We start from the raw sequence: 21,903 nt of genomic DNA, 5'->3' as shown, positions 1-21,903 counted from the left end.
GGCCGGCACCCTGTGTTGTGTGGCGACCCTCCTTCGGGCGTCGCCGAGATCGGTCCGGTGCAGCTGATCTCCTCAGCGGCCGCCGTACGGAACGACCCCCGCACCATCGCGCCACGGATCCGTCGGCCGCCCGTCCTCGAGATCACTTGGTTGATCGCCGACCAACCCCCTCCCATCCGAATCCGCGGGCTCACCTAATGGGGTAGGCACCTCACCCCAGATGGCCAAGCTCACCGCCTCCCGAACCGACAACCGCGCCCCATCCCCAGCAACCTCGCTGCCAGCCAGCCACAACCGATGCAACATCCCTCCACGTATGCCGCGAACGGCGGGGCCCGACGAGCTACGGACATCCGATACAGCGCCGCTGCCCGGCGCGGGCGCCAAGCCGAGCCCGGACGATGGAGTCGTAGAGCCGAGCCCGGACGATGGAGACGTAGAGCCCAGCTCAGCCGGCGAGGCCGTCCAGGACTGACCTGATGGGTCGTGACCGGTGTGCGTTGTGGCTGTTCGAGATGGACCGGACAAGCTTGGTCCGACGTTCGGCGGGTCCGTGCGGGATGGACCAATCGGGGCCGGTCCTGCAAGCGGTGAGGCTGCGTGGGATGAACCGCACAGGATCGGCTCCGTTTGCGGCGAACTCATGCGGGATGGACTGGTCGGGCTTGGTCCGGTGGGCGGTGGTTGTTGGGCTGCCTGTTGCCGTGGTCGGCAGGGGTTGGGCTGCCGGGGTGGTCGGAGGGATTGTTGTGGTGGTGGGTCGGCCCAGGTGGGGCGGGCGACGTGGACCTCGCCGTCGGTGATGGTGATGGTCCAGTCGCCGTGGTGCAGGTCGACGTGGTGGCGGCGGCACAGCAGGCACAGGTTGTGCACGGCGGTGGCGCCGCCGTCGATCCAGGACTGCAGGTGGTGGGCGTCGCACTGCACCGGCGGCGCACCGCAGGCGACGCAGCCTTTGTCGCGGGCGTTCAGGGCGCGTCGCATCGCGCCGGTGACGAGCCGCTCGGCCCGCCCGACGTCCAGCGGCTCCGACTTCGACCCCAGCACCAGCGGGATGATCTTCGCGTCGCAGGCGAGTCGCCGGATGGTGGCCGCGGACAGGCCGTCGCCGTACACGAGGTCGCCGATCGCGTCCGCGGCCGCCGACTTCAGGTCCTGCAGGTCGATGGTCACGGTGATGTTCGCCTTCGCACCGAACCCCGGAATCCGCCCAGACCCACCGGCCCCGCCCGCCCTACCGGTACCGGCCGGACCGGCACCAGTCGCCCTGGCACCGGCTGGTCCCGTCGTACCGGCGCCGGCCTCACCCACGTCCGCCAGGCCGGCACCCGCCGTATCAGCACCGGCCGTATCAGCACCGGCCGCACCCGGCGTGCGGGCGCCCGTTGTACTGGCTCCGCCCGTGCGGGCAGCGGCTGTAGGGGCCGGGGTGGTGGCGGTGTCGTAGGCGGTGGCGGCGAGGGTGAGGGCGGTGGTGAGGGCGTCGGCTTGGCGTTTGTCGCGGGGGCGGGGGTCGAGGTCGCCGGTGAGGGTGCGGTGGGGGCGGGCGCCGGCGTGGATCAGGGAGCGGAGGAGTTCGGCGTTTTCGTTGGCCAGGTAGCCGCGGAACTTCACGCCCCGGTCGGCGCCGATCAGGGTCAGGGATTCGCGGGCGTAGGCGTGGTGTTCGTCGGGTTCGGGGCCGTCGGTGTCGAGGACGTCGCGGACGCGTTGGCCGGCCTTGCGTAGTTCGGCCGGGGACAGGTGGCGGGCCAGGCCGACGAGTTCGCGTTCGGCCACGTCGAGGTCCTCGACCGCGACGGTGTCGGGGACTTTCTCGAGCGCGGTCACGATCGCCTCGGCCTGGGCCGGGCGCAGGAACCCCTCCGCCGCACCCGCACCCGCGCCGTCCGCCTCGTGGGCCTCGGCCGCCTCGTCCGCCTCGTCCGGGTCGTCGGTCGGTTTGTCGGGGCTGTCTGCTGCGCGGTAGGGCGTCGGTAGGGCGGCCGACACGGCGGCGTACTTCGACAGCGTCTGGGCCAGGCGGACGTCGCGGCGGGCTTGGGGGCGGTCCAGGCGGTAGCGGAACGCGAGTAACTGGGTGGTGTCGTGGGCGCCGATTTCCTGGGCGTAGCCGTCTTGGTCGAGGCCGGCGATGAGGTGCAGGCGGTAGGTCTGTCGGCGGGCGAGGTCGGCCTCGAGGGCGTCGAGAGCCGCGAGCTTTTCGCTGCCGCTCATCGACCACACCGGTCGCTCGCCGAGAAGTTCCATGCCGTCAACTCTAGACACAGCCACCGACAGTTCTCAAACCCAGAACCCCTTGTTTTCAAGGGGTTCTGCTCATCCACAACGCATCGTCGGCTATCCACAAGCATCAGATGCTGTGGACAACCTGAAGGACGTTGCCTCGGGCAACATGAGGCTCGGTCGAGTAACTGCTGACCGTTCAGGCGGCAGATGACTCCAATTGTTGAGGAGCCATGCGCAGCCGACTCTGCTGAGGCTGACGACAAGCGTCGACGGCCCAAAGCACATGCCCGAAGGGCGATGACGAAGCCAATCGCGGCGAACTTGATCAGCAGCACGCCCTCGATCGCCGGCGTGGTCGGACGCGAGCGGTGGCAGGTGCGTGGGGTGGCGGGCGCGTGGGGTGGCCGGCGCGTGGGGTGGCGGGCGCGAGCGGCGGGTGCGCGGGGTGACGGGTGCGGGCGCGAGCGGTGGCGGTCGCGAGGTGGCGGGTGGGTGTGACAGCGGTCGTAGCGGGCAGAGGCTCAGGCTGGGGTGATGGTGGTGATTCGCCAGGTGGGGGTAGTTCGGGTGCTGGTGAGGGTGATGAGGCGGGTTGTGGGGGTGCCGGGCGGGAGTGGGGTTGTGGTGCCGGTGTGGTCGATTGCTCGGCCGGCTGAGAGGTGGTCCGTGGTTTTGAGGGTGATGGTGGTGGGGGTTTGGTGGGTGACGGTGGTTTTGTCGATCTGGATGCGCAGGCCTTGGATGCGGACGTTTTGTTTGAGGTACGAGGCAAGGAGTGCGCGGTCGGCGAGCCAGGGTGGGCTGCCGGGGACGTAGATGTTGTCCAGTACGTCCGGGTTGAGTGTCCAGAAAGCGTGTGCGCGTTGGGCATCTAGGGCTCCGAGGGTGAGCGCCCATCGGGCCGCGTCGGTGCGTGATGTGGTGGTCGGAGGCTTGATGGGCGATTGAGAGGTTGGGGGCCGGGTCGGCGTTGGCGGGGTTGCTGGCCGGGTCGGTGTGGGCGGGGTTGTCGGCTGGGTGGCTGTTGGTGAGGCCGTGGGCTGGCTGCGTGCGCTCGCGGGTCCGGTGGGTGTCGGGTGGGTTGCGGGTTGAGTGGGTGTCGATGGGGTTCTGGGTTGAGTCGATGCCTCTGCGGTTGTGGGTTGGTTGGTCGCGGCGGTTGGGGTGGGGGTGTTCAGGGCGCCGATTGTTGCTATGCCGATGACCAGGACGATGACGGCTCCGAGGGCGGCTGCGGCGAGTACGCCGTACGCGGGGTGAGGTAAGCGTCGTCGTTCTGGTGAGGTTCTTGGGTATAGAAGGCGGGACCACAGGGCGTGGCTGCGGCGCCAGGGGTGGCGGTGGGTGCGCGGGCGGTTGGGTCTGGTCGGCGTGACCATGGCGGTGGAGGCAGCTGTCGGGCTCGAGGCGAGCGCGGAGGTCGGCGTGTGCGCCTGGTTCTGATCGGGTGGTGGGGTCTGAGCGGGCGCCGGGGTCTGGGCGGGCGCGGGGGTCGAGGCGAGCGCGGGGGTCGGCTTGGGCAATGCGCTCTGGACGGCTGCCGGGGTCCAAGCCTCGATCGGAGTCGAGGCGTGGGGCGGCGTGGAGGTGGGAGGCGGGGTCGAGACGTGGGGCGGCGTCGCGGTCCGTGCCGGGGTCCAGGCCTGTGCGGGGATCCAAGCCTGTGGCGGGGTCGAGGTAAGGGGCGGCGTGGAGGTGTCGGGCCGGGGCGACGGGTGGGGCGGCGTTGAAGGGCCGGGCGAGGAGGGGGCGGGTGGGGTTAGGCGGGTCAGGGGGTTGATGGGAGGTGGAGTGGGAGTGCGGCGGGTGAGTTTGGGGCGGCGGAGGGGGCGGCGGCGGGAGGGTTTCGGGAGGGCTTTGGTGGGAGCGGGTGGATGAGGGGTGGTGGCTTGTGGAGGTTGAGGTGTGGACGGTTTGGGTGGGAGTGGGGTGAGGGGGGTGCGGGAGCGTTGGAGGGGGTCGTCGGTGGTGGCGGGTTTGGTGGTGGTTGGGGGGTGGGGTGGGGTGGTGATGGTGTCGGGCAGGGTTGTTGGAGGGGTGGTGGGGTCTTCGGGGAAGGCCAGGTCGATGGGTTCGGGGGCGGCCAGGGTGAGGAGGCGGCTGGGGAGGTTGTGGGTGGTGAAGAGGTCGGGGGTGAAGGTGGTTGGGTCGCCGCCGGCTTGATGGGCGATGGTGGCGAGGGCTCGTAGGTCGTCGGTTGGACTGCCGGGGTGGAGGGCTGCGTCGGTGAGGACGGGGCGGCCGTCGGCGTCGAAGAGGGAATTGGTGGGGGTCAGGCTGCCGTGGGTCAGGCCGGAGCGGTGGAGGTGGTCCAGGGCTTCGGCGAGTGGCGTGAGGAGGGTCACCAGTTCGCCTGGTGAGAGGGGGCCGCGGCGGGTCCGGAGAGCGGTCAGGCTGCCGGCTACGACGTACTGGGTGATGAGGAGCCAGTCGGTGCCGGTCTCGCGGAACTCCAGGAGGCGGGCGATGTGCGGGTGGCGGATGCGTTGCAGGATGGCGATGTCCTCACGGAACTTCTCCTGGTCGGGGATCGCGGTGATCGGGATGCGTTTGAGTACGGCGTTGCGGCCGGTCGCGAGGTCGCGGACCTGCCAGACGGCGCCGGCCGATCCGGACCCGAGCTTCTTGCGGAGGCTGTAGCCGGCGATGTCGAGGTCCATGCCCAAGAGAGTGCACGAATCGCCGGAACCGCCGCGGAAGTTATCCACAGACGGCATCGGGGTTCGGCGTAGCGCGGTGGCCTGTGGATGGCGGAGTACGGCGGGATCGGGCGCCGCATACACTCGAAGGCGTGAGGGATATCAGGTATGTGGAGGCCGGGTTCGGCGCCGACGCGGTGGATTACGAGGCCGCGTGGGCCGAGCAGCGGCGCCTGCACGCGGAAGTTGCCGAGGGCACCGGTTCGGAAACGGTCATCCTGCTCGAGCACCCGCCGGTGTACACGGCGGGCAAGCGGACCGAGCCGCACGAGCGGCCGCTCGACGGGACGCCGGTGGTGGACGTCGACCGCGGCGGGAAGATCACCTGGCACGGTCCGGGGCAGCTGGTGGGCTACCCGATCGTGAAGCTGGCCTCACATGTGTACGTGGTGGACTACGTACGGCGCCTGGAGGAGGCGCTGATCGCGGTTTGCGCCGAGCTCGGGGTGAAGACCGGGCGGGTCAAGGGGCGCAGCGGGGTGTGGGTGGCGGCGGACGATCGCGGTCGGGAGCGGAAGATCGCGGCGATCGGGATCCGGGTCGCGCAGGGCGTGACGATGCACGGGTTCGCGCTGAACTGCGACAACGATCTGGCCTGGTTCGATCGGATCGTGCCGTGTGGGATCTCGGATGCGGATGTCACCACGCTGTCCCGGGAGCTGGGGCGGGATGTGCGGGTGACGGAGGTGCTCGAATCGGTGCGCCGGAATCTGGATCGGCTGCTGGCGTGGGAGGAGTACGAGCGGAGTCCGGACATCGACCACCATGAGGAACCGCCGACTGCCATTACCTACGGGTTGACTGTCTGAGGGTCGCGCTGCCGCTGCGTGGGTGTGGGTAGCTCCCATTCGGTGCTTTGCCAGTTGCTGTTCGGCTGATCCGTCTGTGCCTAGGCAAAGCACCGAATGTGAGCGGTTGTGGACGATGCCGTGAGTTCGGCGGGCGTGGCTTGTGTCTGACGGCCGCAGCCTGCGTGACGGGCGGCGGTTGGCTGCTGGACGATTTGTGTGGCGGGGTCCCGGTTGCGGGCCTGGACCGGTGCAGGGCGCTCGCCTACATCGTCACTGTTAGTGGGGGCAGGCCGACTTTGGTTCGCCAGGTGGTGTGGAGGGTTTGTAGGCGGGTGGCGAGGGCGGGTTCGGTGGTGACGTGGTTTTGTTGTTCGGCCAGGTCGTTGGTGAGATTGGTCAGGGACCAGCCGTTGCCCATGGGGGCGTGTTCGTAGGTTTTGAGGTGTTGGGTGTCGGGGGTGTCGGCTACCCAGCTGAGTTTCCACGGGCCGGAGCGGACCGCCCATTGGAATTCGCAGTCCCAGTGGAGGGTGTCGTGGGCAGCGTCCGTCTCGCCTGACAGAGCCGGCAGGATGTCCAGGCCGTCGGTCGCCTCGACTGTCGCGCCCGCGGCGGCGGCCAGGGTGGGGACTAGGTCGAGGGTGCTGACGAGGGCATCGGCACGGCGGCCGGCGGGGAGGTGGCCCGGCCAGCGCCAGAGCATCGGGACGCGGATGCCGCCGTCCCAGACTGTGTACTTGGTGCCGCGGAGCGGTGTGTTGTCGCCGAAGTTGCAGGTCGAGCCGCCGTTGTCGGTGGTGTAGACGACGATGGTGTTGTCGTCGACGAGGTCCAGCAGTCTGCCGATCTCGGCGTCCATCAGTTCCAGTTGTGCGAGGTAGTACTCCCGGCCGTGCGGCAGGTTCGGCACGATCACGTCGTCGTACCACTCTGCGAAGGAGTCGTTGACGTCCGGCGTCCAGTCGCGGAAGGCGGGTAGACCGCGAGCCGCGAGTTCGGACTCGGGTAGTTGCCAGCAGAAGTTGTGTACGGCGTTGAACGCGAGCATGCAGAAGTACGGCCGCTCGTCCTCACCGGTGATGAACTCGGCCGCCCGCCGCCCGAACTCCGCGGTCAGGAAGCCCTCGTGCTCAACCGGCTCGTCCCCCGACAGCAACGGCTGGACCGCCATGTGATGCGCCGCGGGCTGCCCGTACGACGAGACCGCGTCCTCCGAGTGATGCAGATAGTTGAGCCGCCCGAAAGACTGACCAGCCAGCCCGTACAACGTCTCCTCGAACCCGTGATGCGGCGGGCACGCCCGATCACCGACCGTCTCTCCCCCGTAGTGCACCTTGCCGAAGTACCCGGTTCGATACCCCTGATCACGCAGGACCTCCGCCAGCGTCGGTACGTCGTCCGGCGGGAACGCGGCCGAGTCGAACCACTGGCCACCCCACCGCTGCTGATACTGCCCGGAGATGATCGCGGCCCGCGAAGGACTGCAGATCGGCGCGGTCACATACGCGTCGGTGCAACTCACCCCCTCGGCCGCGAGCCGGTCCAGCGCAGGCGTCCGGACATCGGCGTGAATCCCCTGGACGCCGCGATCGGCGTACCCATGGTCGTCCGAAACGATCAGCAGAATGTTGGGCGCGGACAAAGGATCATCCTCTCGTGAGGGTGGCCAGGCGCTCGGCCTGGTCGGATTTCGCAAGTACGTCGATCCGGTCGGGGTCCAGGATCGATCGGAGCTCGGAATCGAGCCTGGCGACCAGGGCCTCGTCGGTCGAGAGGTCGTACAGCTCGAGCGGATCGGTGTCGACGTTGAAGACCTGCGGCCGCTGCGCCGCACCGTGGTAGCAGTACTTCCACGGACCGGACTTGAGCATGAAGCCGCCGTCGACCATCCCCTGTGCGTGGTACTCCGACAGCACCGGCCGATCGACCGGATCGAGCAGAGTCCGTCCCGGGAGCGCCGGATCCGGTGTCAGGCCGGCGATGTCTCGCAAGGTCGGCAGAACGTCGACCAGACTCACGTGGTCGTGGTTGCGCCCTGGCTGCACCGACGGATGGCGCAGCAGCAGAGGGATGCGTACGGCGGGCTCGTAGAAGCACTGCTTCTGCCAGATGCCGTGGTGCCCGGCCATCTCACCGTGATCACTCGTGTAGATGACGACCGTGTCGTCAGGCACCGCCGCCAACAGCCGACCGATCTGGTGGTCCAGGTGACTGATCAGCGCCCAGTAGCAAACCGTCGCCTCACGCAACTCCTCCTCGGTCAGCAACTCGTCGTTGCGGAAACCGTGCCGCAGCCGCGAGATCACCGGGTGCTCGTCATCGGCGGTCGATGGCAACTCGACGTCGGCTGGATCGTAGAGAGCGCGATACGCAGGCGGTGCTACCAGCGGGAAGTGCGGATGCATGTACCCGACGTACAGCAGGAACGGCTCCGATCTCGGATCACGCAGGAAGTCCAGGGCGGCATCGGTTGCCGCGACGTCGTGCGTGGTGTGGACGTGGTCGCCGGGGCCGTGTTCGGTCACATGTGAATTGGACGGTCGCCGCCAGTCCGTCGTACGACGAGGTGGCTTGCCGCTGTGGTCGAGCCAGAAGTCCAGGTCGTCGGTCAGCCGGAGATCGAACCCGAGCAACCGGTCCGGTCCGTTGAAGTGGGTCCGGCCCGCGATCACCGAGGTGTAACCGGCCTCGCGCAGGTGGTGACCCCAGGTGCGGAACGACGGTCCAGGGATCACGCCGTTGTCCCAAGCCCCGATCTGGTGCACGTACTGGCCAGCCATCACTGACAGCCGCGAAGGCACACACATGGGGCTGTTCGTGTACACGCGGTCGAACGAAACGCCTTGTGCGGCGAGCTGATCCAGGTGTGGTGTCCGAACGTGCGGATGCCCGGCCCACCCAGCCGCAGCGGCGGTGTGCTCGTCGGACAGGACAACGAGGACGTTGGGAGGGCGCATAGGGACAGCCTAAGCAAGCGATTGCCCTTCCGCGCGGTGCCGAAGTGTCTGCGGGATGTGACGGCAAAACGTCGCTACCTTGTGGGTGTGGCCAAATTTCTTGGGTTCTTGCTCGGCGTGGCGGTAGCACTGGCCGGACCGGCTGTGTTCGGGGTACTCGCGGCGCCGGGTGGTATCGAGCTGAATACGAAGGAGATGGCGCTTGCCTACGGCATCGGCGCGCTGATCTTCTGGGCCGTGGCGTCGTACTTCTCCGGCGCCGGTGCGCTCGGTGCGTTCGTCGCCTTCGGCGCGCTGATCTACTGCTGGCTCTGGATCCCGAACCGGACCACAAACTTCCTGAACGACGTCCCAGGTGTCACGACCGGGATGATCGAGGGGTCGAGGCGGTACACGCTGAACGGCGTCGTTCCGATTCTTGCGGTGATCTCGCTGGTGTATGCGATCCAGCTGATCGTGCACAGCGTGCAGCGCCGGCGGCGGGAGCGGGTCGAGGCTGATCGCCTGCAGCGTGAGCAGGAGGCCGCGCAGGCGGAGCAGGAAGCGGATGCCGCGGCGGTGTACCCGGTTGCCGGGAGCACCTATCCGGCGTACGCCGAGTCGTTCGGCAACAGGAGCCGGTTCGACGACCTGTTCGACGATGAGCAGGAGCCGGTCCAGCCGCGCAACCAGGCGGAGGACCAGACCGACCAGTACCCGACCGCTGCGGCTGAGCACACCGCGCAGTTCCGCGGCGCAGCTCCGGAAGACGATGCCTCAGGCAACTATCCGGGCGATGACACGGTCCTCGTCCCTACCGACCGCGACGAGACCGTCCAGGTCCCGGCCCAACAGCCGGAAGCAGCACCCGAGCCGCAGCAGCCTGAGGGTGGCGAGCGGACCGCAGGGGCGGCGCCGGCCGCAGTCGCTGGGGCGGCGGTGGCGCACGAATCGCAGCAGGAGAAGGCGGTCACTCCCGACGACGAGCCCACGGCGGTAGCGCCGCAGCAGCCGCCGGCGGCGCCCAAGGTGGCGCCCGAGCAGCCTGCCGCCGCACCTGCGGTGAAGCAGCCGCAAGCGGAACAAGCCCCCGCCGACAACGCAACACAAGTAGCTCCCAACGCGGAGCCGCAGGCCACGCAGGCTCCCCCGGCCGCGACGGCGGCGCCGGTGCCGGACGCCGGTGAGGATGCGACGCAGCAGGCGGCGCAGACTCCCCCGGCGGCGCACACAGACGAGGACGCAACGCAGGAAGCGCCCAGGGTTGAGTCGCAGGCAGTGGAGGCTCCCCCGGTCAAGGCCGAGCAGGCGCCGGCGTCGAACGCCGACGACGATGCGACGCAGGAAGCTCCAAAGGTGGAGCCGCAGGTCACGCCCGCTCCCCCGGTCAAGGCCGAGCAGGCGCCGGCGGCTGACGCCGACAACGATGCGACGCGGGAGGCTCCTCGGGTGGAGCCGCCGACTGCTCAGGGTCAGGCGGAGCAGGCTCCTGCGGGCAACCCGGAGCAGGTGGTGCAGGCTCCGGTGGGCAAGGTGGAGCAGCAGGCTCCTGCGGGTAAAGCGGGGCAGGTGCCGCAGGGTGCTCCGGGTAGGGAGGAGCGGATGGCTGGCGCGGTGCCGACGGTCAGGGAGCAGGTGGGGTCTCAGTATCGGGAGCGGATGGACGACCCGGAGGACACCGGCGAGTTCCACATGACCGCGTTCGAGAACCCCGTGGTCAGGCCCGCAGAAGCTTGAGAGTTCAGGCGACGTGCATGCGTTGGTGCTGGTCGCGGCGGGCGTGTTCGGTGATGGCTTCGTCGTAGGCGGCGCTGGCCATCGCGAGCACGTCGCCGGCCATCTGCGCACGCGGTGACTCGGTGCTCCACGCAAGGATCAGCTTGCGGTGGATCGGGTCGCCGACCAGGGTGCGGGTGGTGACGTCGGAGGAGAGCATCCGATACGACGTCGGTGAGACCAGCGCGACACCCTGACCACTCGTCACGAACCCCATCAGCACCGACGTGTCCACCGAGTGGTGCTCGACCTTCGGCTGGAACCCGGCCTGCTCGCACGCCGCCCGGAACAGTACGTGGAACCCGCTGTCGTCCGGCGGCTCCCCGATCCACTCCTCCCCCGACAGCGTGGACAGCTCGATCTCCCCGCGCGCCCGCGTCGCCACCGCCAACGGGTGGTCCGCGGCCATCACGACGTACGCCGATTCCGACTCGACGACCGTGGTCGACTCGACCCCGCTCGACAGCCGCAGCTCGAAGCCGGGGAACTCCCGCAACAGCGCGAAGTCGAGCCGCCCGCTCTCCAGCTGCTGCAGCAGCACGCTGGTCGACCACTCGACCTCGATGCTGACCTGCTCGATCTCGCCGTGGTGGCGCAGCCGCGACGCGATCCCCGACATCGGAGCCGTCGGGAACCCGCCCAGCCGGACGGCCGAGGACTCGACCGCCGTCATCGCGGACACGGTCGCCGACAGGTGGTCGACGTCGACCAGGATCGCCCGGGCGCGATCGACGGCGTACCGCCCCAGCGGAGTGGGGGTCACGCCGGTGCGGGAGCGCTCGAACAGCTCACCGCCGAACGCCGCCTCGATCCGTTTGAGCTGCGCGGTCAGGCTCGGCTGGCTGACCTTGAGCCAGCGGGCGGCCCGACCGACGGACCCCGCTTCTGCCACCAGGACCACCACCCGCAGGTGGCGCAGCTCGACGTTCATGCGTTGAGACCGTAGTCGAGGTCGTCACACAGCACACAGGCATCCCACATTGCGGTTTCGTCACAGCCCGGGCAGACATGTAACACTCGCCCGGGCTGTCACGATGATTTACCCCGCCTTGATGGTCAGCGCCTCGCGATACCCGAGCCGCCGACCCGTCTGCAGCAGGGTGCGCTCGTACAGGCGGGCGCCGAGGCGGACGATCAACACGGTCGCGGCGAGCAGGATCGCGATCGCCAGCAGCGGCTGCCAGACCGGTACGTCCTCGGTCAGCATCCGCCCCGGCATCGCCATCGACGACGCGATCGGCACGAACGACGCGACCGTCTTGGCCGACGCCCCGGCGAACACCGAGAAGAAGAACGGGATCATCAGGATCATCTGCCCCGGCAGCGTGGTCGACCCGAGGTCCTCCTGCCGGGTGGCCAGCGATCCGGCCACCGCCCACAGCCCGGCCAGCGCGACGAACCCGAGGACGAAGAAGACCACGAACCAGCCCGCCACCGGCGCGACCACCTCGAGGATGGCGGCCTGGTCGGTGAGCAGCAGCCCGATCAGCGAAGCCCCCGCGATGACCACGATCTGCCCGAGGGCCAGCGCGGTGCTGCCGAGCACCTTGCCCCACAGCAGCGACCGGATCGGCACCGCGGCGGCGAGGATCTCGACGACCCGGCTCTCCTTCTCCTGGACGACGCTCTGCGCGATCATCATGCCGAACCCGAGCGCGGTCATGTAGAACACCAGCGCCAGCCCGATGTTGACGAAGTCGGACACGATGTCGGGCAGCGGACCGGGCTTCAGCAACACCAGATCGACCTTCGTCCCGGCGCGCAGCTCGGTGGGAGTGAGACCGGCCTGGGCCGCGTTCTGCTCCATTCCGACGCTGGATGCCGCCTCGCGCAGCGCGCTCTCCAGCCCCGAGTCGACCCGGTCCTTGCCGATGACGGCGTACCCGTCGGCGACCGGCACCAGCGCCGCCTTCACCTCGCCGCTCGTGACGAGTTGCTCGGCCGCCGGCCGGTCCCCGGCCCGGGTCACCTCGAAACCGTCGCCGCCCTTGGTCGTCGACGCCTGCTGCACGACCTTGGCGCCGACGTCATCGATCACGGCAATCTTGTCGGCGCCGCCGCGGCCGGCCAGGATCGCCGGGATGATCACCGCGGCGAGCACGATCAGCAGCATCACCACGGTCGACCCGATGAAGGTCTTGTCCCGCAGCTTGGTGCTCACCTCACGTTGAGCGATCAGCATCCAGGGCCGATCGAGAGTACGGTCGTTCATCGGGTCGCCTCCCGGAAGACGTCGCTCAGTGCCGCCCGCTCGGGTCCGAACTCGAGGACCGGCCCGCGGGAGATCGACTGCTGCAGGACCTGTTGCGCCACACCGTCGTCCTCGACGTCGAAGAGCGCCGTACCCCCGGCGACATCGCGCACCTGGATGCCGCGGACGTCGCGCAGCCAGCCCGCGTCCCCGTCCACCACCAGCTTGTAGGTCAGGGAAGGCCCGGCGGCCAGGTCCGCAACGGGGCCTGCGGCAACGACTTTGCCACGGGAGAGTACGACGAGGTCGTCGCACAACCGCTCGACCAGGTCGAGCTGGTGGCTGGAGAACAGCACCGGCACCTCCGGCGTGACCTCCTCCCGGAGCAGATCCACCATGGCGTCGACGGCGAGCGGGTCGAGGCCGCTGAACGGCTCGTCCAGGACCAAGGCGATCGGCTCGTGCACCAGCGCGGCCGCGATCTGCACCCGCTGCTGGTTGCCCAGCGACAGCGTCTCGAGTACGTCGGTCGCCCGTTCGGCCAGCCCGAGTCGTTCGAGCAGCTTGTCGGTCCGCTCGGCGGCGCGGTCCGGGTCGAGCCCGTGCAGCCGGCCGAAGAACACGAGCTGGTCGCGGATCTTCATCTTCGGGTACAGCCCACGCTCCTCCGGCATGTACCCGAAGTCACGCCGTACCGCCTGGGTCAGCAGCTCGCCCTTCCACAGCACCTCGCCGACCGTCGCGGCCAGCACGCCGAGGATGATCCGCATCGCGGTCGTCTTCCCGGCCCCGTTGGCCCCGACGAATCCGGTCATCCGGCCCGGTGCGACGTCGAAGTGGACGTCGTCCAGCGCCAGCTGTTCCCCGAACCGCCGAGTGAGCCCAGCCACCCTCAGCATCCGTCACCGTTCCCCATCAGCTCAGCCCCCCGCCGGGTCCGTCCCCAGCACCCCAAAGCTAGTCAGGACAAGCGCCCCCCACGTCGCCCCTCAGACGGATCACCCAGGTCATCCGCGCGACGGACTCCCCCGCCCGTTGCGTCCGAAGATGTGTGGCCTACAACCCACAGTTCTTCGGACGCAACGGCTGTGTGGCGGTGGTTAGCCGGTCGGATCGTCGCCGGGGGTGACGAGGCCGCATTCGTAGGCGAAGACGACGGCTTGGACGCGGTCGCGGAGGCCGAGTTTGAGCAGGATGCGGGAGACGTGTGTCTTGACGGTGGCCTCGCCGACGTAGAGCTGGTTCGCGATCTCGGTGTTGGTGAGGCCGCGGGCGATCAGACCGAGGACCTCGCGCTCGCGGTCGGTCAGCTCGGCGAGCAGATCGGGGCGGTAGACGCGTTCGCCGCCGCCGGTGAACCGCTTGATCACCCGCCGGGTCACCTCGGGCGCGAGCAGAGCGTGGCCGGAGTGGACCACCTGGATGGCGTCGACCAGGTCCTCCGGCGCGGTGTTCTTCAGCAGGAACCCGCTGGCCCCCGCCCCGAGCGACTCGAACAGGTAGTCGTCGCGGTCGAACGTGGTCAGGATGACGACCTTGCCGGCGTCCGCGGCGACGATCTGCTGGGTCGCGGAGATCCCGTCCATGCCGGGCATCTGCACATCCATCAGTACGACGTCCGGCCGCAGAGCCAGCGCGAGTTCGATCGCCTTCTCGCCGTCGGCGGCCTCGCCGACCACCTGGATCTCCGGTTCGACCGACAGGATCATCCGGAACCCGGCCCGGACCAGGTCCTGGTCGTCCACCAGCAGCACCCGCATGGGCGCGGTGTCACTCATCCTGAGTCCCTCCGGTCAACGGGCGGTTCTGCGGGTCGAGCGGGATCCGGACCCGGACCCGGAAGCCGCCGACCGGGCGCGGCCCGATCTCGCTCTCGCCGCCGAGCAGACCGACCCTCTCACGGATCCCGACGTGGCCCAGCCGGCTCCCCACCGGCGCGTGTTTCGGCCGGCCGTCGTCGATCACCTCGAGCTCGACCGAGTCACCGAGGTAACGCAGGGTGATGTGGGCACTGCGGGCGGTCGAGTGACGGCGTACGTTGGTCAGCGCCTCCTGAGCGATCCGGTACACCGAGACCGAGACGGTCTCCGGTAGCCGGACCGGTGGGCCGATCTGGTGGAACCCGACGGACAGGCCCTCGCCGTTCACGTCCGCGATCAGCGCGGGCAGCCGGTCGGCGCCGGCCTGCGGCTGCTTGACGGCCGGTGCTTCGAGGTCCAGATCCGGGTCGGCCGCGCGCAGCATGCCGAGTAGCTGGCGCATCTCGTTCACCGCGGTGCGGCTGGAGTTCTCGATCACGCTGAGGGCGCTCTTGGCGGCGTCCGGGTCGGTGTCCATCACGCGGCGGGCCCCGCCGGCCTGTACGCCGATGCTGCTGATGTGATGCGCGACGACGTCATGCAACTCTCGGGAGATCCGCAACCGCTCGTCGATCACCGCGCGCTTGGCGTTGGCCTCCTGCTGGGCGGCGAGCTCGGTCGCCTGCTGCTCGAGCTCGTGCCGCTGCCGCGCGATCCCCCACGCCGTCCGGCCCCAGAAGTACGCGCCGAAGAAGTAGAGGGCGTTCAGCGCCAGGGTCAGGACGACGCTGGAGACGTACGGCGAGAGCAGCGCGTGGTTCGGCCCTTCGATCGCGTTGTTGCGCAGCGCGTGGGCGAAGTTGATCGTGAGCCAGCCGAACATCGCGATGAAGACCAGCGCCACCGAGGCCTTCATGAGCCGCCGGTCCCGCGCCCAGGCGACGGCGGCGTAGACCGCCATGAACATGGTCGCCTGGGTGATCAGGTTCCCGGCGAACGCGAAGGTGGCCCGCTCGCCGTTCACCACGAACAACACCGCGACCGCCAGCAGCACCGTGATCGGGTACCGGCGGCGGAAGCACAGTGGCAGAGCGATCGCCGCACTCAGCACGTACGCCTCGACCCCGCCGATCCCCAGGTCGACGTGCGTCGGGGCAGCGCCGCGGGCCAGCTCGGTCCCGATCACCGCAGCGAGCGCCATCCCGAGACCCAGCAACACGTCGGTACGACGCTCCCGCGCGGTCGGACCGGGTCGCACCCATCCGCGCACCGTCGTCCCCGTGGCCGGTGGTGTCCCGGGTTCCGCGCCCGCGGGCGCCGTACCGAGCTCAAGCGTGGACATGGCTCATCAGCCTAGGGCCTGTCCGGCGCTCCCCTGCAGTCGCGAGCAGGTGCTCGGTGCGGTAGCTCGGTGTGCTGGAGTGGAGGCCTCGATGTTTTTCCATCGTGGCCTTCGCTCCAGTGCACCGAGATGCCGTGCCGAGTGCCGCGCAGCACGCAGGGGAGCGCCGGACAGGCCCTGGGGCCTGATGACGCCTGACTCGGGCCGCGTACCCTGGAGGGCGTGACGATCGCCCCAGAAGGACGGAAACTGCTCAGGCTCGAGGTGCGCAACGCGGAGACCCCGATCGAGCGCAAACCCGAGTGGATCAAGACCCGCGCGAGGATGGGCCCGGAGTACCAGGCGCTGCAGAAGCTCGTGAAGTCCGAGCAGCTGCACACGGTGTGCCAGGAAGCCGGCTGCCCGAACATCTTCGAGTGCTGGGAGGACCGCGAGGCCACCTTCCTCATCGGTGGCGACCAATGCACCCGGCGCTGCGACTTCTGCCAGATCGACACCGGCAAGCCGGAGGCGCTGGACCGCGACGAGCCGCGCCGTGTCGCCGAGTCGGTCCGGACCATGGGCCTGCGCTACGCGACCGTGACCGGCGTCGCCCGCGACGACCTGGACGACGGCGGCGCCTGGCTGTACGCCGAGACGATCCGCCAGATCCACGAGCTCAACCCGGGCACCGGCGTCGAGATGCTCGCGCCGGACTTCAACGCCGTACCGGAGCAGCTGGCCGAGGTGTTCTCGTCCCGGCCCGAGGTGTTCGCGCACAACGTCGAGACGGTGCCGCGGATCTTCCGCCGGATCCGGCCCGGGTTCCGCTACGAGCGGTCCCTGGACGTCATCACCCAGGCCCGCGACTACGGCCTGGTGACCAAGTCGAACCTGATCCTCGGCATGGGCGAGACCCGCGAGGAGGTCGGCCAGGCGCTGCGCGACCTGCACGCGGCCGGCTGCGAGATCATCACCATCACCCAGTACCTGCGCCCGTCGGTGCGGCACCACCCGGTCGAGCGGTGGGTCCGGCCGGAGGAGTTCGTCGAGCTACAGGCCGAAGCGGAGCAGATCGGCTTCGTCGGCGTCATGTCCGGTCCGCTCGTACGTTCGTCGTACCGGGCCGGTCGGCTGTACCGTCAGGCTGTGGAGTCGCGGATGACCGCCGCGACCCAGGACGTTTAGAGATCACGGACAAAGGTAGAGATGGCCAAGAACGACGCGCCCGAAGAGAAGACCAGCCGGCTCAAGCAGATCCGGTCGGCGTACCAGCTGACCAAGAGGTCCGACCCGAAGATCGGTCTGATCCTCGCCGGGATCTTCCTCGGCATCGTGGCCGTGTTCGTCGTGGTGGGCCTGCTGGTCGGGCCGCTGATGATCTGGATCCCGCTGGGTGTCGCACTCGGCTTCCTCGCCGCCACGATCGTCTTCGGCCGCCGGGTCGAGAAGGCGGCGTACAGCCAGATCGAGGGCCAGGCGGGTGCGGCCGCGTCCGCGCTGCAGACGCTGCGCCGTGGCTGGACCGTGACGCCCGCCGTCGCCGTCACCAAGAACGCCGACATCGTGCACCGGGTGGTCGGCCGGCCGGGCATCGTCCTGGTCGGCGAGGGGCAGCCGAGCCGGGTGAAGAACCTGCTCGCCGCCGAGGGCAAGAAGCACACCCGGGTGGCCGGTGGTGCGCCGGTGATCCAGATCGTCGCCGGCAAGGGCGAGGACGAGATCGACATCCGCAAGCTCACCAAGCACGTGATGAAGCTGCCGGCCGCGCTGCAGCCGTCCGAGATCACCGACCTGCTCCAGCGGCTGAAGGCGCTGGACGCCGTCCGCCCCCAGGTGCCGATGCCGAAGGGCCCGGTGCCGACGAGCCTCAAGGGCGCCCGGCAGGCCATGAAGGGGCGCTGAGGGGCGCTGAGCGTTCTCTCTGAGTGAGATGCCGGTAACCCGGCAGCCGGTCAGCAGTTGATCTGTCGTGACGTGGCACGAGAGTGCCTTCGTGTCGCGCGGTGGGGTGGCTGGTTGGCCTTAAGGTGCGACCAGGACGGATCGATACAGGGGTGTAGATGACGGATCTGATGCCGCGGGTGCACCAGCCGACGGCCGAGACCTGGCCGACGCTGGCTCGCCCGCGGTCGAACCCGGTACGCCGGGCCGGCGCGCTCGCCGCGATCCGTCTGATCGCCAAGGACCTGCCGGCGACGATCCATCTCGACAACAACCGGTCGTATGGGCTGGGCGGCCCGGCGATGCGGGTGCACCGCAGCGCGCACTTCCTGGATCGGCTCGGGCACGACGCCGGGTCCGGGTTCGGCGAGGCCTACCTGGCCGGTGACTGGGATCCGGAGCCGGGCACCGATCTGGCCGATCTGCTCGTCCCGTTCGCCGAGCGCTTCAGCAATGAGGAGACTCGGCACCTGCTGCCGAAGTGGGCCCAGTCGCTGCGCTGGCTGGTGACCCGGACGCAGCCCGGTGAGCAGGAGAACGACCGGGCCGGCGCCCGGGAGAACGTCAGCCGGCACTACGACCTCAGCAACGCGATGTTCTCCGAGTTCCTCGACCCGACCCTGACGTACTCGGCGGCCTACTTCGGCGGCGATCCCGTGGCCGACCTCGCGACCGCGTCGTACGACGAACTCACGCAGGCGCAACTCAACAAGCTGGACTCGATCCTCGACGCGGCCGGGATCGTCTCGGGATCACGCGTCCTCGACATCGGCTGTGGCTGGGCGAGTCTGGCGATCCGCGCCGCCCAGCGTGGTGCCTGGGTCACCGCGATCACGATCGCCTCGCAGCAGGCGTTGCTCGCTCAGCGCCGGATCGCGGACGCGGGCGTGAGCGACCGGGTGCAGGTGGCGCTGCGCGACTACCGCGATCAGATCGGCGAGTTCGACGCCGTACTGAGTGTGGAGATGATCGAGGCGGTCGGCGAGAAGTACTGGCCGGTCTACTTCGATGTGATCGAGCGGCGGTTGGCTCCGGGCGGGGTCGGCGTGGTGCAGGCGATCGTGATGCCGCATGCGCGGATGCTCGCGACCCGGAACACGTTCACCTGGGTGCAGAAGTACATCTTCCCCGGCGGCCTGATCCCGTCGATCAAGGTGATCGACGACATCACCGCCCAGCACACCGGCCTGCGCACCGAGGTGATCCGCCACCTGGGTGCGGACTACGCCCGGACGCTGCGGATCTGGCGCAACCGCTTCATCGACCGGTGGCCGGCCATCGCCGACCTCGGCTTCGACCACACCTTCCGCCGCATGTGGGAGTTCTACCTGGCCTACTCCGAGGCCGGCTTCCGCACCGGCTACCTGGACGACGTCCAGCTCCGCCTGACCCGCCGCTGACCACAATGGGCGGATGCCGGAGATCGCCGTACTGACATCCGTCGAACCAGCCCGGTTGCACCGCGGAGCCGGGTTGGGTGCCGCCCTGATGGACGCTGTCGTCTCGCATCCGAGGCTCGCTGATGTCCGGAGTATCGAGCTGGTCTGCCAGCCGGAGCTCGTGCCGTTCTACCGGCGGTGGGGATTCACCGACGAAGTCGGTCGCTCGCTGCTGATGCGTCGTACGGCGGATGCTCGGCTGGCGTGACCGGTCAGCGGCGTACGACGACTGTGTTGGCTGCGCGGTCGTGGAGGCCGCGGCGGTCGCGGTCGTAGACGACGGCGGGGATCAGGAGGCAGATCATGAGGGCCCGGATGACGCCGCCGAGGAGGCCGACCTGGGCGGCGTAGCCGGTCTGGCCGCGGGCGTTGAGGTTGAGCACGCGGAGGCCGAGGACGCGGTGGCCGATCGTGCCGCCGGCCAGTCCGGTCAGGATCGCGGTCATGCCGAAGAAGATGATCAGCTGGGCGGTGTTGAAGTCGTTCCCACCGCCCCAGATCGGTTTCGACGTGACCGCGGACGCGATCAGGGCGGCGATCAGCCAGTCCAGGAGCAGTGCGAGGATCCGCCGGCCCCAGCTCGCGACGGAGCCCGGACCCTGCTCCGGCAGGCCGAGCCGGTTCCCCGGAAAGCGGAATTCTTCGGAGGGTCCTGTGCCCGGCCGCGCCGATGATGCCATGATGGCTAGCCTACGGAAGCTGCCACGCCCCGCTCACAGCGGACCTGGAGATCTCAGGGCGTAGCCGACGTACACCAGTGGGTCAGCGCGGACACGCTGGGCGTAACATCCGCGAAACACCAGGGTCACGACCGAGTAATCCCGAGGCCCTACGTTCAGATCAATCTCTGAGCCACCCTAGGAGTACGTATGTTTTCCAGCGCTGAGGAGCTGCTCGCCTACGTCAAGGACGAGGGCGTCGAGATCATCGATGTCCGGTTCTCCGACCTGCCGGGCATCATGCAGCACTTCACCGTCCCGGTGTCGTCGTTCGGGCCCGAGGTTTTCGAAGAGGGCCTGATGTTCGACGGTTCGTCGGTCCGCGGGTTCCAGCAGATCCACGAATCGGACATGAAGCTGCTGCCCGACCCGACCACGGCCTTCCTCGACACGTTCCGCGGGACGAAGACGCTGGCCATCAACTTCTTCGTGCACGACCCGCTGACCGGCGAGGCCTACAGCCGCGACCCGCGCAACATCGCCCGGAAGGCGCAGGAGTACCTGAAGTCGACCGGCATCGCGGACACCGCGTTCTTCGCGCCGGAGGCCGAGTTCTACGTCTTCGACGACGTCCGGTTCGAGACCAAGCAGAACTCCGGCTACTACTCGATCGACTCGGTCGCCGGCGCCTGGAACACCGGCCGGGTCGAGGACGGCGGCAACCGTGGGTACAAGGTCCGCTACAAGGGCGGGTACTTCCCGGTCGCGCCGACCGACCACTTCGGCGACCTGCGGGACCAGATCACGCTGAACCTGGAGAAGGCCGGGCTGGTCGTCGAGCGCGCCCACCACGAGGTCGGCACCGCGGGCCAGGCGGAGATCAACTTCCGCTTCGACGAGCTGCTGAAGACCGCGGACAACCTGCAGAAGTTCAAGTACATCGTCAAGAACACCGCCTGGGCGGCCGGCAAGACCGCGACCTTCATGCCGAAGCCGATCTTCGGTGACAACGGTTCGGGTATGCACGTGCACCAGTCGCTGTTCTCCGGCGGCGACGCACTGTTCTACGACGAGTCCGGGTACGGCGGCCTGTCCGACATCGCCCGCTGGTACATCGGCGGCCTGCTCAAGCACGCCCCGTCGCTGCTGGCCTTCACCAACCCGACGGTGAACTCCTACCACCGCCTGGTGCCGGGCTTCGAGGCGCCGGTCAACCTGGTCTACTCGCAGCGCAACCGCTCCGCCTGCATCCGGATCCCGATCACCGGCTCGAACCCGAAGGCGAAGCGGATCGAGTTCCGCTGCCCGGACCCGTCCGCCAACCCGTACCTGGCCTTCTCGGCCCAGCTGCTGGCCGGCCTGGACGGCATCCGCAACAAGATCGAGCCGGCCGACCCGGTCGACAAGGACCTCTACGAGCTGCCGCCGGAGGAGCACGCGGGCATCCCGCAGGTTCCCACCTCGCTGCCGGCCGTGATCGACTCGCTCGAGGCCGACCACGCCTTCCTGCTCGAGGGCGACGTCTTCACCTCCGATCTGATCGAGACCTGGGTCGACCTCAAGCGCGAGCAGGAGATCGCCCCGATCCAGCTCCGCCCCCACCCCCACGAGTTCGAGCTGTACTACGACGTGTGATCGGCGATAGCCGCTGACCTGCGGAAACGTCGTCATGACTCCTCCGCGTTCCGTGGCTGTTCCGTGAGACTCCCGACCCGTGCCGCCAGCACAGCACCAATGGCGGCACGGGTCGACTCGTCTGCATCCGGCCACAGATGCCCGTACGTATCGAGCGTGGTCTTGGCGCTCGCGTGCCGTACCCGTGCCTGTACGACCTTGACGTCAGCGCCGGAGTTGATCAGCAACGACCCAGGTAGTGCCGCAGGAACTGATCAACCTGGGCCCAAGGCTCAGCCGTCGACGGTGCTGCCTAGGCCACCGATCCCTCGGTGACCTTCAGGAACTCCTCTAGCGCGTCGTGGGCCGCTGGTGGTGTAGAGCCGCAGCCGATGCCAGTCAGGGCGAGGAGCGCCGCCCCCGGTGATGAATCGCATGTGTACCCCCGCTGGATACATCGCAGCCCACTACTGATCGTTACTGCGGCGATGTGTTGTCACGGCGG

Annotated in this window: 17 protein-coding genes; 7 read left to right on the top strand and 10 right to left on the bottom strand. The window is 68.9% G+C overall.

Annotated features, from left to right (window positions below; genetic code table 11):
* Positions 1-72: 72 nt before the first annotated feature.
* Positions 73-2,250, bottom strand: coding sequence for an HNH endonuclease signature motif containing protein (locus tag OG555_RS28425; protein ID WP_329475607.1), 2,178 nt, complete (start codon positions 2,248-2,250; stop codon positions 73-75).
* A 500-nt stretch (positions 2,251-2,750) separates the two neighbouring features.
* The gene (locus OG555_RS28420) at positions 2,751-4,889 is read right to left on the bottom strand and encodes a protein kinase domain-containing protein (RefSeq protein WP_329475606.1); all 2,139 of its coding nucleotides are present in this window, start codon (positions 4,887-4,889) and stop codon (positions 2,751-2,753) included.
* A 131-nt stretch (positions 4,890-5,020) separates the two neighbouring features.
* On the opposite strand from OG555_RS28420, the gene lipB reads away from it, so the two are divergent.
* Positions 5,021-5,737 carry a lipoyl(octanoyl) transferase LipB gene (gene lipB, locus OG555_RS28415; RefSeq protein WP_442914452.1) on the top strand — a complete coding sequence of 239 codons (717 nt, stop codon included), beginning with the start codon at positions 5,021-5,023 and terminating at the stop codon, positions 5,735-5,737.
* A gap of 244 nt (positions 5,738-5,981) precedes the next feature.
* On the opposite strand, the gene OG555_RS28410 is transcribed toward lipB, so the two are convergent.
* Positions 5,982-7,361, bottom strand: coding sequence for a sulfatase family protein (locus OG555_RS28410; RefSeq protein ID WP_329475605.1), 1,380 nt, complete (start codon positions 7,359-7,361; stop codon positions 5,982-5,984).
* 4 nt (positions 7,362-7,365) lie between these two features.
* A complete protein-coding gene (locus tag OG555_RS28405; RefSeq protein WP_329475604.1) occupies positions 7,366-8,676 on the bottom strand; it encodes a sulfatase-like hydrolase/transferase in 1,311 nt (436 codons plus the stop codon).
* A 57-nt stretch (positions 8,677-8,733) separates the two neighbouring features.
* Here OG555_RS28405 and OG555_RS28400 point away from each other — a divergent pair, with 57 nt between their 5' ends.
* Positions 8,734-10,392, top strand: a complete 1,659-nt coding sequence (locus OG555_RS28400) for a hypothetical protein (RefSeq protein WP_329475603.1) — start codon at positions 8,734-8,736, stop codon at positions 10,390-10,392.
* Positions 10,393-10,396: 4 nt separating this feature from the next.
* On the opposite strand, the gene OG555_RS28395 is transcribed toward OG555_RS28400, so the two are convergent.
* The 5 genes from OG555_RS28395 to OG555_RS28375 all read right to left on the bottom strand — a co-directional run bounded on the left by OG555_RS28395 (position 10,397) and on the right by OG555_RS28375 (position 15,763).
* Entirely contained in the window at positions 10,397-11,362 is a 966-nt protein-coding gene (locus OG555_RS28395) for a LysR family transcriptional regulator (RefSeq protein ID WP_329475602.1), read from the bottom strand.
* 108 nt (positions 11,363-11,470) lie between these two features.
* A complete protein-coding gene (locus tag OG555_RS28390) occupies positions 11,471-12,643 on the bottom strand; it encodes an ABC transporter permease (RefSeq protein ID WP_329475601.1) in 1,173 nt (390 codons plus the stop codon).
* On the bottom strand, positions 12,640-13,521 hold the full coding sequence (locus tag OG555_RS28385; protein WP_329475600.1) for an ABC transporter ATP-binding protein: 882 nt from the start codon (positions 13,519-13,521) through the stop codon (positions 12,640-12,642). The genes OG555_RS28390 and OG555_RS28385 overlap by 4 nt, the downstream gene beginning before the upstream one ends.
* Positions 13,522-13,722: 201 nt before the next feature.
* Positions 13,723-14,400, bottom strand: a complete 678-nt coding sequence (locus OG555_RS28380; protein WP_329475599.1) for a response regulator transcription factor — start codon at positions 14,398-14,400, stop codon at positions 13,723-13,725.
* Positions 14,393-15,763: a sensor histidine kinase gene (locus OG555_RS28375; RefSeq protein ID WP_329475598.1), complete on the bottom strand. Its 1,371-nt coding sequence runs from the start codon at positions 15,761-15,763 to the stop codon at positions 14,393-14,395. The genes OG555_RS28380 and OG555_RS28375 overlap by 8 nt, the downstream gene beginning before the upstream one ends.
* 222 nt (positions 15,764-15,985) lie before the next feature.
* Here OG555_RS28375 and lipA point away from each other — a divergent pair, with 222 nt between their 5' ends.
* From lipA to OG555_RS28355, 4 genes are all read left to right on the top strand, one after another.
* Positions 15,986-16,930: a lipoyl synthase gene (gene lipA / locus OG555_RS28370; RefSeq protein WP_329475597.1), complete on the top strand. Its 945-nt coding sequence runs from the start codon at positions 15,986-15,988 to the stop codon at positions 16,928-16,930.
* A gap of 21 nt (positions 16,931-16,951) precedes the next feature.
* Positions 16,952-17,647, top strand: coding sequence for a DUF4191 domain-containing protein (locus tag OG555_RS28365; RefSeq protein WP_329475596.1), 696 nt, complete (start codon positions 16,952-16,954; stop codon positions 17,645-17,647).
* A 158-nt stretch (positions 17,648-17,805) separates the two neighbouring features.
* Positions 17,806-19,086 carry a cyclopropane-fatty-acyl-phospholipid synthase family protein gene (locus OG555_RS28360; RefSeq protein WP_329475595.1) on the top strand — a complete coding sequence of 427 codons (1,281 nt, stop codon included), beginning with the start codon at positions 17,806-17,808 and terminating at the stop codon, positions 19,084-19,086.
* 13 nt (positions 19,087-19,099) lie between these two features.
* Positions 19,100-19,333, top strand: coding sequence for a GNAT family N-acetyltransferase (locus OG555_RS28355; RefSeq protein WP_329475594.1), 234 nt, complete (start codon positions 19,100-19,102; stop codon positions 19,331-19,333).
* A gap of 4 nt (positions 19,334-19,337) precedes the next feature.
* Here OG555_RS28355 and OG555_RS28350 read toward each other — a convergent pair whose 3' ends face one another.
* Positions 19,338-19,805: an RDD family protein gene (locus tag OG555_RS28350; protein ID WP_329475593.1), complete on the bottom strand. Its 468-nt coding sequence runs from the start codon at positions 19,803-19,805 to the stop codon at positions 19,338-19,340.
* 189 nt (positions 19,806-19,994) lie between these two features.
* On the opposite strand from OG555_RS28350, the gene glnA reads away from it, so the two are divergent.
* The gene (gene glnA, locus OG555_RS28345; RefSeq protein ID WP_329475592.1) at positions 19,995-21,419 is read left to right on the top strand and encodes a type I glutamate--ammonia ligase; all 1,425 of its coding nucleotides are present in this window, start codon (positions 19,995-19,997) and stop codon (positions 21,417-21,419) included.
* The last annotated feature ends 484 nt before the right edge of the window (positions 21,420-21,903 follow it).

The sequence above is a fragment of the Kribbella sp. NBC_01484 genome (assembly GCF_036227145.1).
Lineage (GTDB): Bacteria > Actinomycetota > Actinomycetes > Propionibacteriales > Kribbellaceae > Kribbella.
The sequence above is the reverse complement of the archived record's forward strand: the minus strand, read 5'-3'. Positions and strand labels throughout refer to the sequence as shown.

Excerpts from the sequence above, each read along its gene's own strand:
- OG555_RS28425 (WP_329475607.1), bottom strand. The coding sequence starts at position 2,250 with ATGGAACTTCTCGGCGAGCGACCGGTGTGGTCGATGAGCGGCAGCGAA.
- OG555_RS28420 (WP_329475606.1), bottom strand. The coding sequence starts at position 4,889 with ATGGACCTCGACATCGCCGGCTACAGCCTCCGCAAGAAGCTCGGGTCC.
- OG555_RS28405 (WP_329475604.1), bottom strand. The coding sequence starts at position 8,676 with ATGCGCCCTCCCAACGTCCTCGTTGTCCTGTCCGACGAGCACACCGCC.
- OG555_RS28395 (WP_329475602.1), bottom strand. The coding sequence starts at position 11,362 with ATGAACGTCGAGCTGCGCCACCTGCGGGTGGTGGTCCTGGTGGCAGAA.
- OG555_RS28390 (WP_329475601.1), bottom strand. The coding sequence starts at position 12,643 with ATGAACGACCGTACTCTCGATCGGCCCTGGATGCTGATCGCTCAACGT.
- OG555_RS28385 (WP_329475600.1), bottom strand. The coding sequence starts at position 13,521 with ATGCTGAGGGTGGCTGGGCTCACTCGGCGGTTCGGGGAACAGCTGGCG.
- OG555_RS28380 (WP_329475599.1), bottom strand. The coding sequence starts at position 14,400 with ATGAGTGACACCGCGCCCATGCGGGTGCTGCTGGTGGACGACCAGGAC.
- OG555_RS28375 (WP_329475598.1), bottom strand. The coding sequence starts at position 15,763 with ATGTCCACGCTTGAGCTCGGTACGGCGCCCGCGGGCGCGGAACCCGGG.
- OG555_RS28365 (WP_329475596.1), top strand. The coding sequence starts at position 16,952 with ATGGCCAAGAACGACGCGCCCGAAGAGAAGACCAGCCGGCTCAAGCAG.
- OG555_RS28360 (WP_329475595.1), top strand. The coding sequence starts at position 17,806 with ATGACGGATCTGATGCCGCGGGTGCACCAGCCGACGGCCGAGACCTGG.
- OG555_RS28355 (WP_329475594.1), top strand. The coding sequence starts at position 19,100 with ATGCCGGAGATCGCCGTACTGACATCCGTCGAACCAGCCCGGTTGCAC.
- OG555_RS28350 (WP_329475593.1), bottom strand. The coding sequence starts at position 19,805 with ATGGCATCATCGGCGCGGCCGGGCACAGGACCCTCCGAAGAATTCCGC.
- glnA (WP_329475592.1), top strand. The coding sequence starts at position 19,995 with ATGTTTTCCAGCGCTGAGGAGCTGCTCGCCTACGTCAAGGACGAGGGC.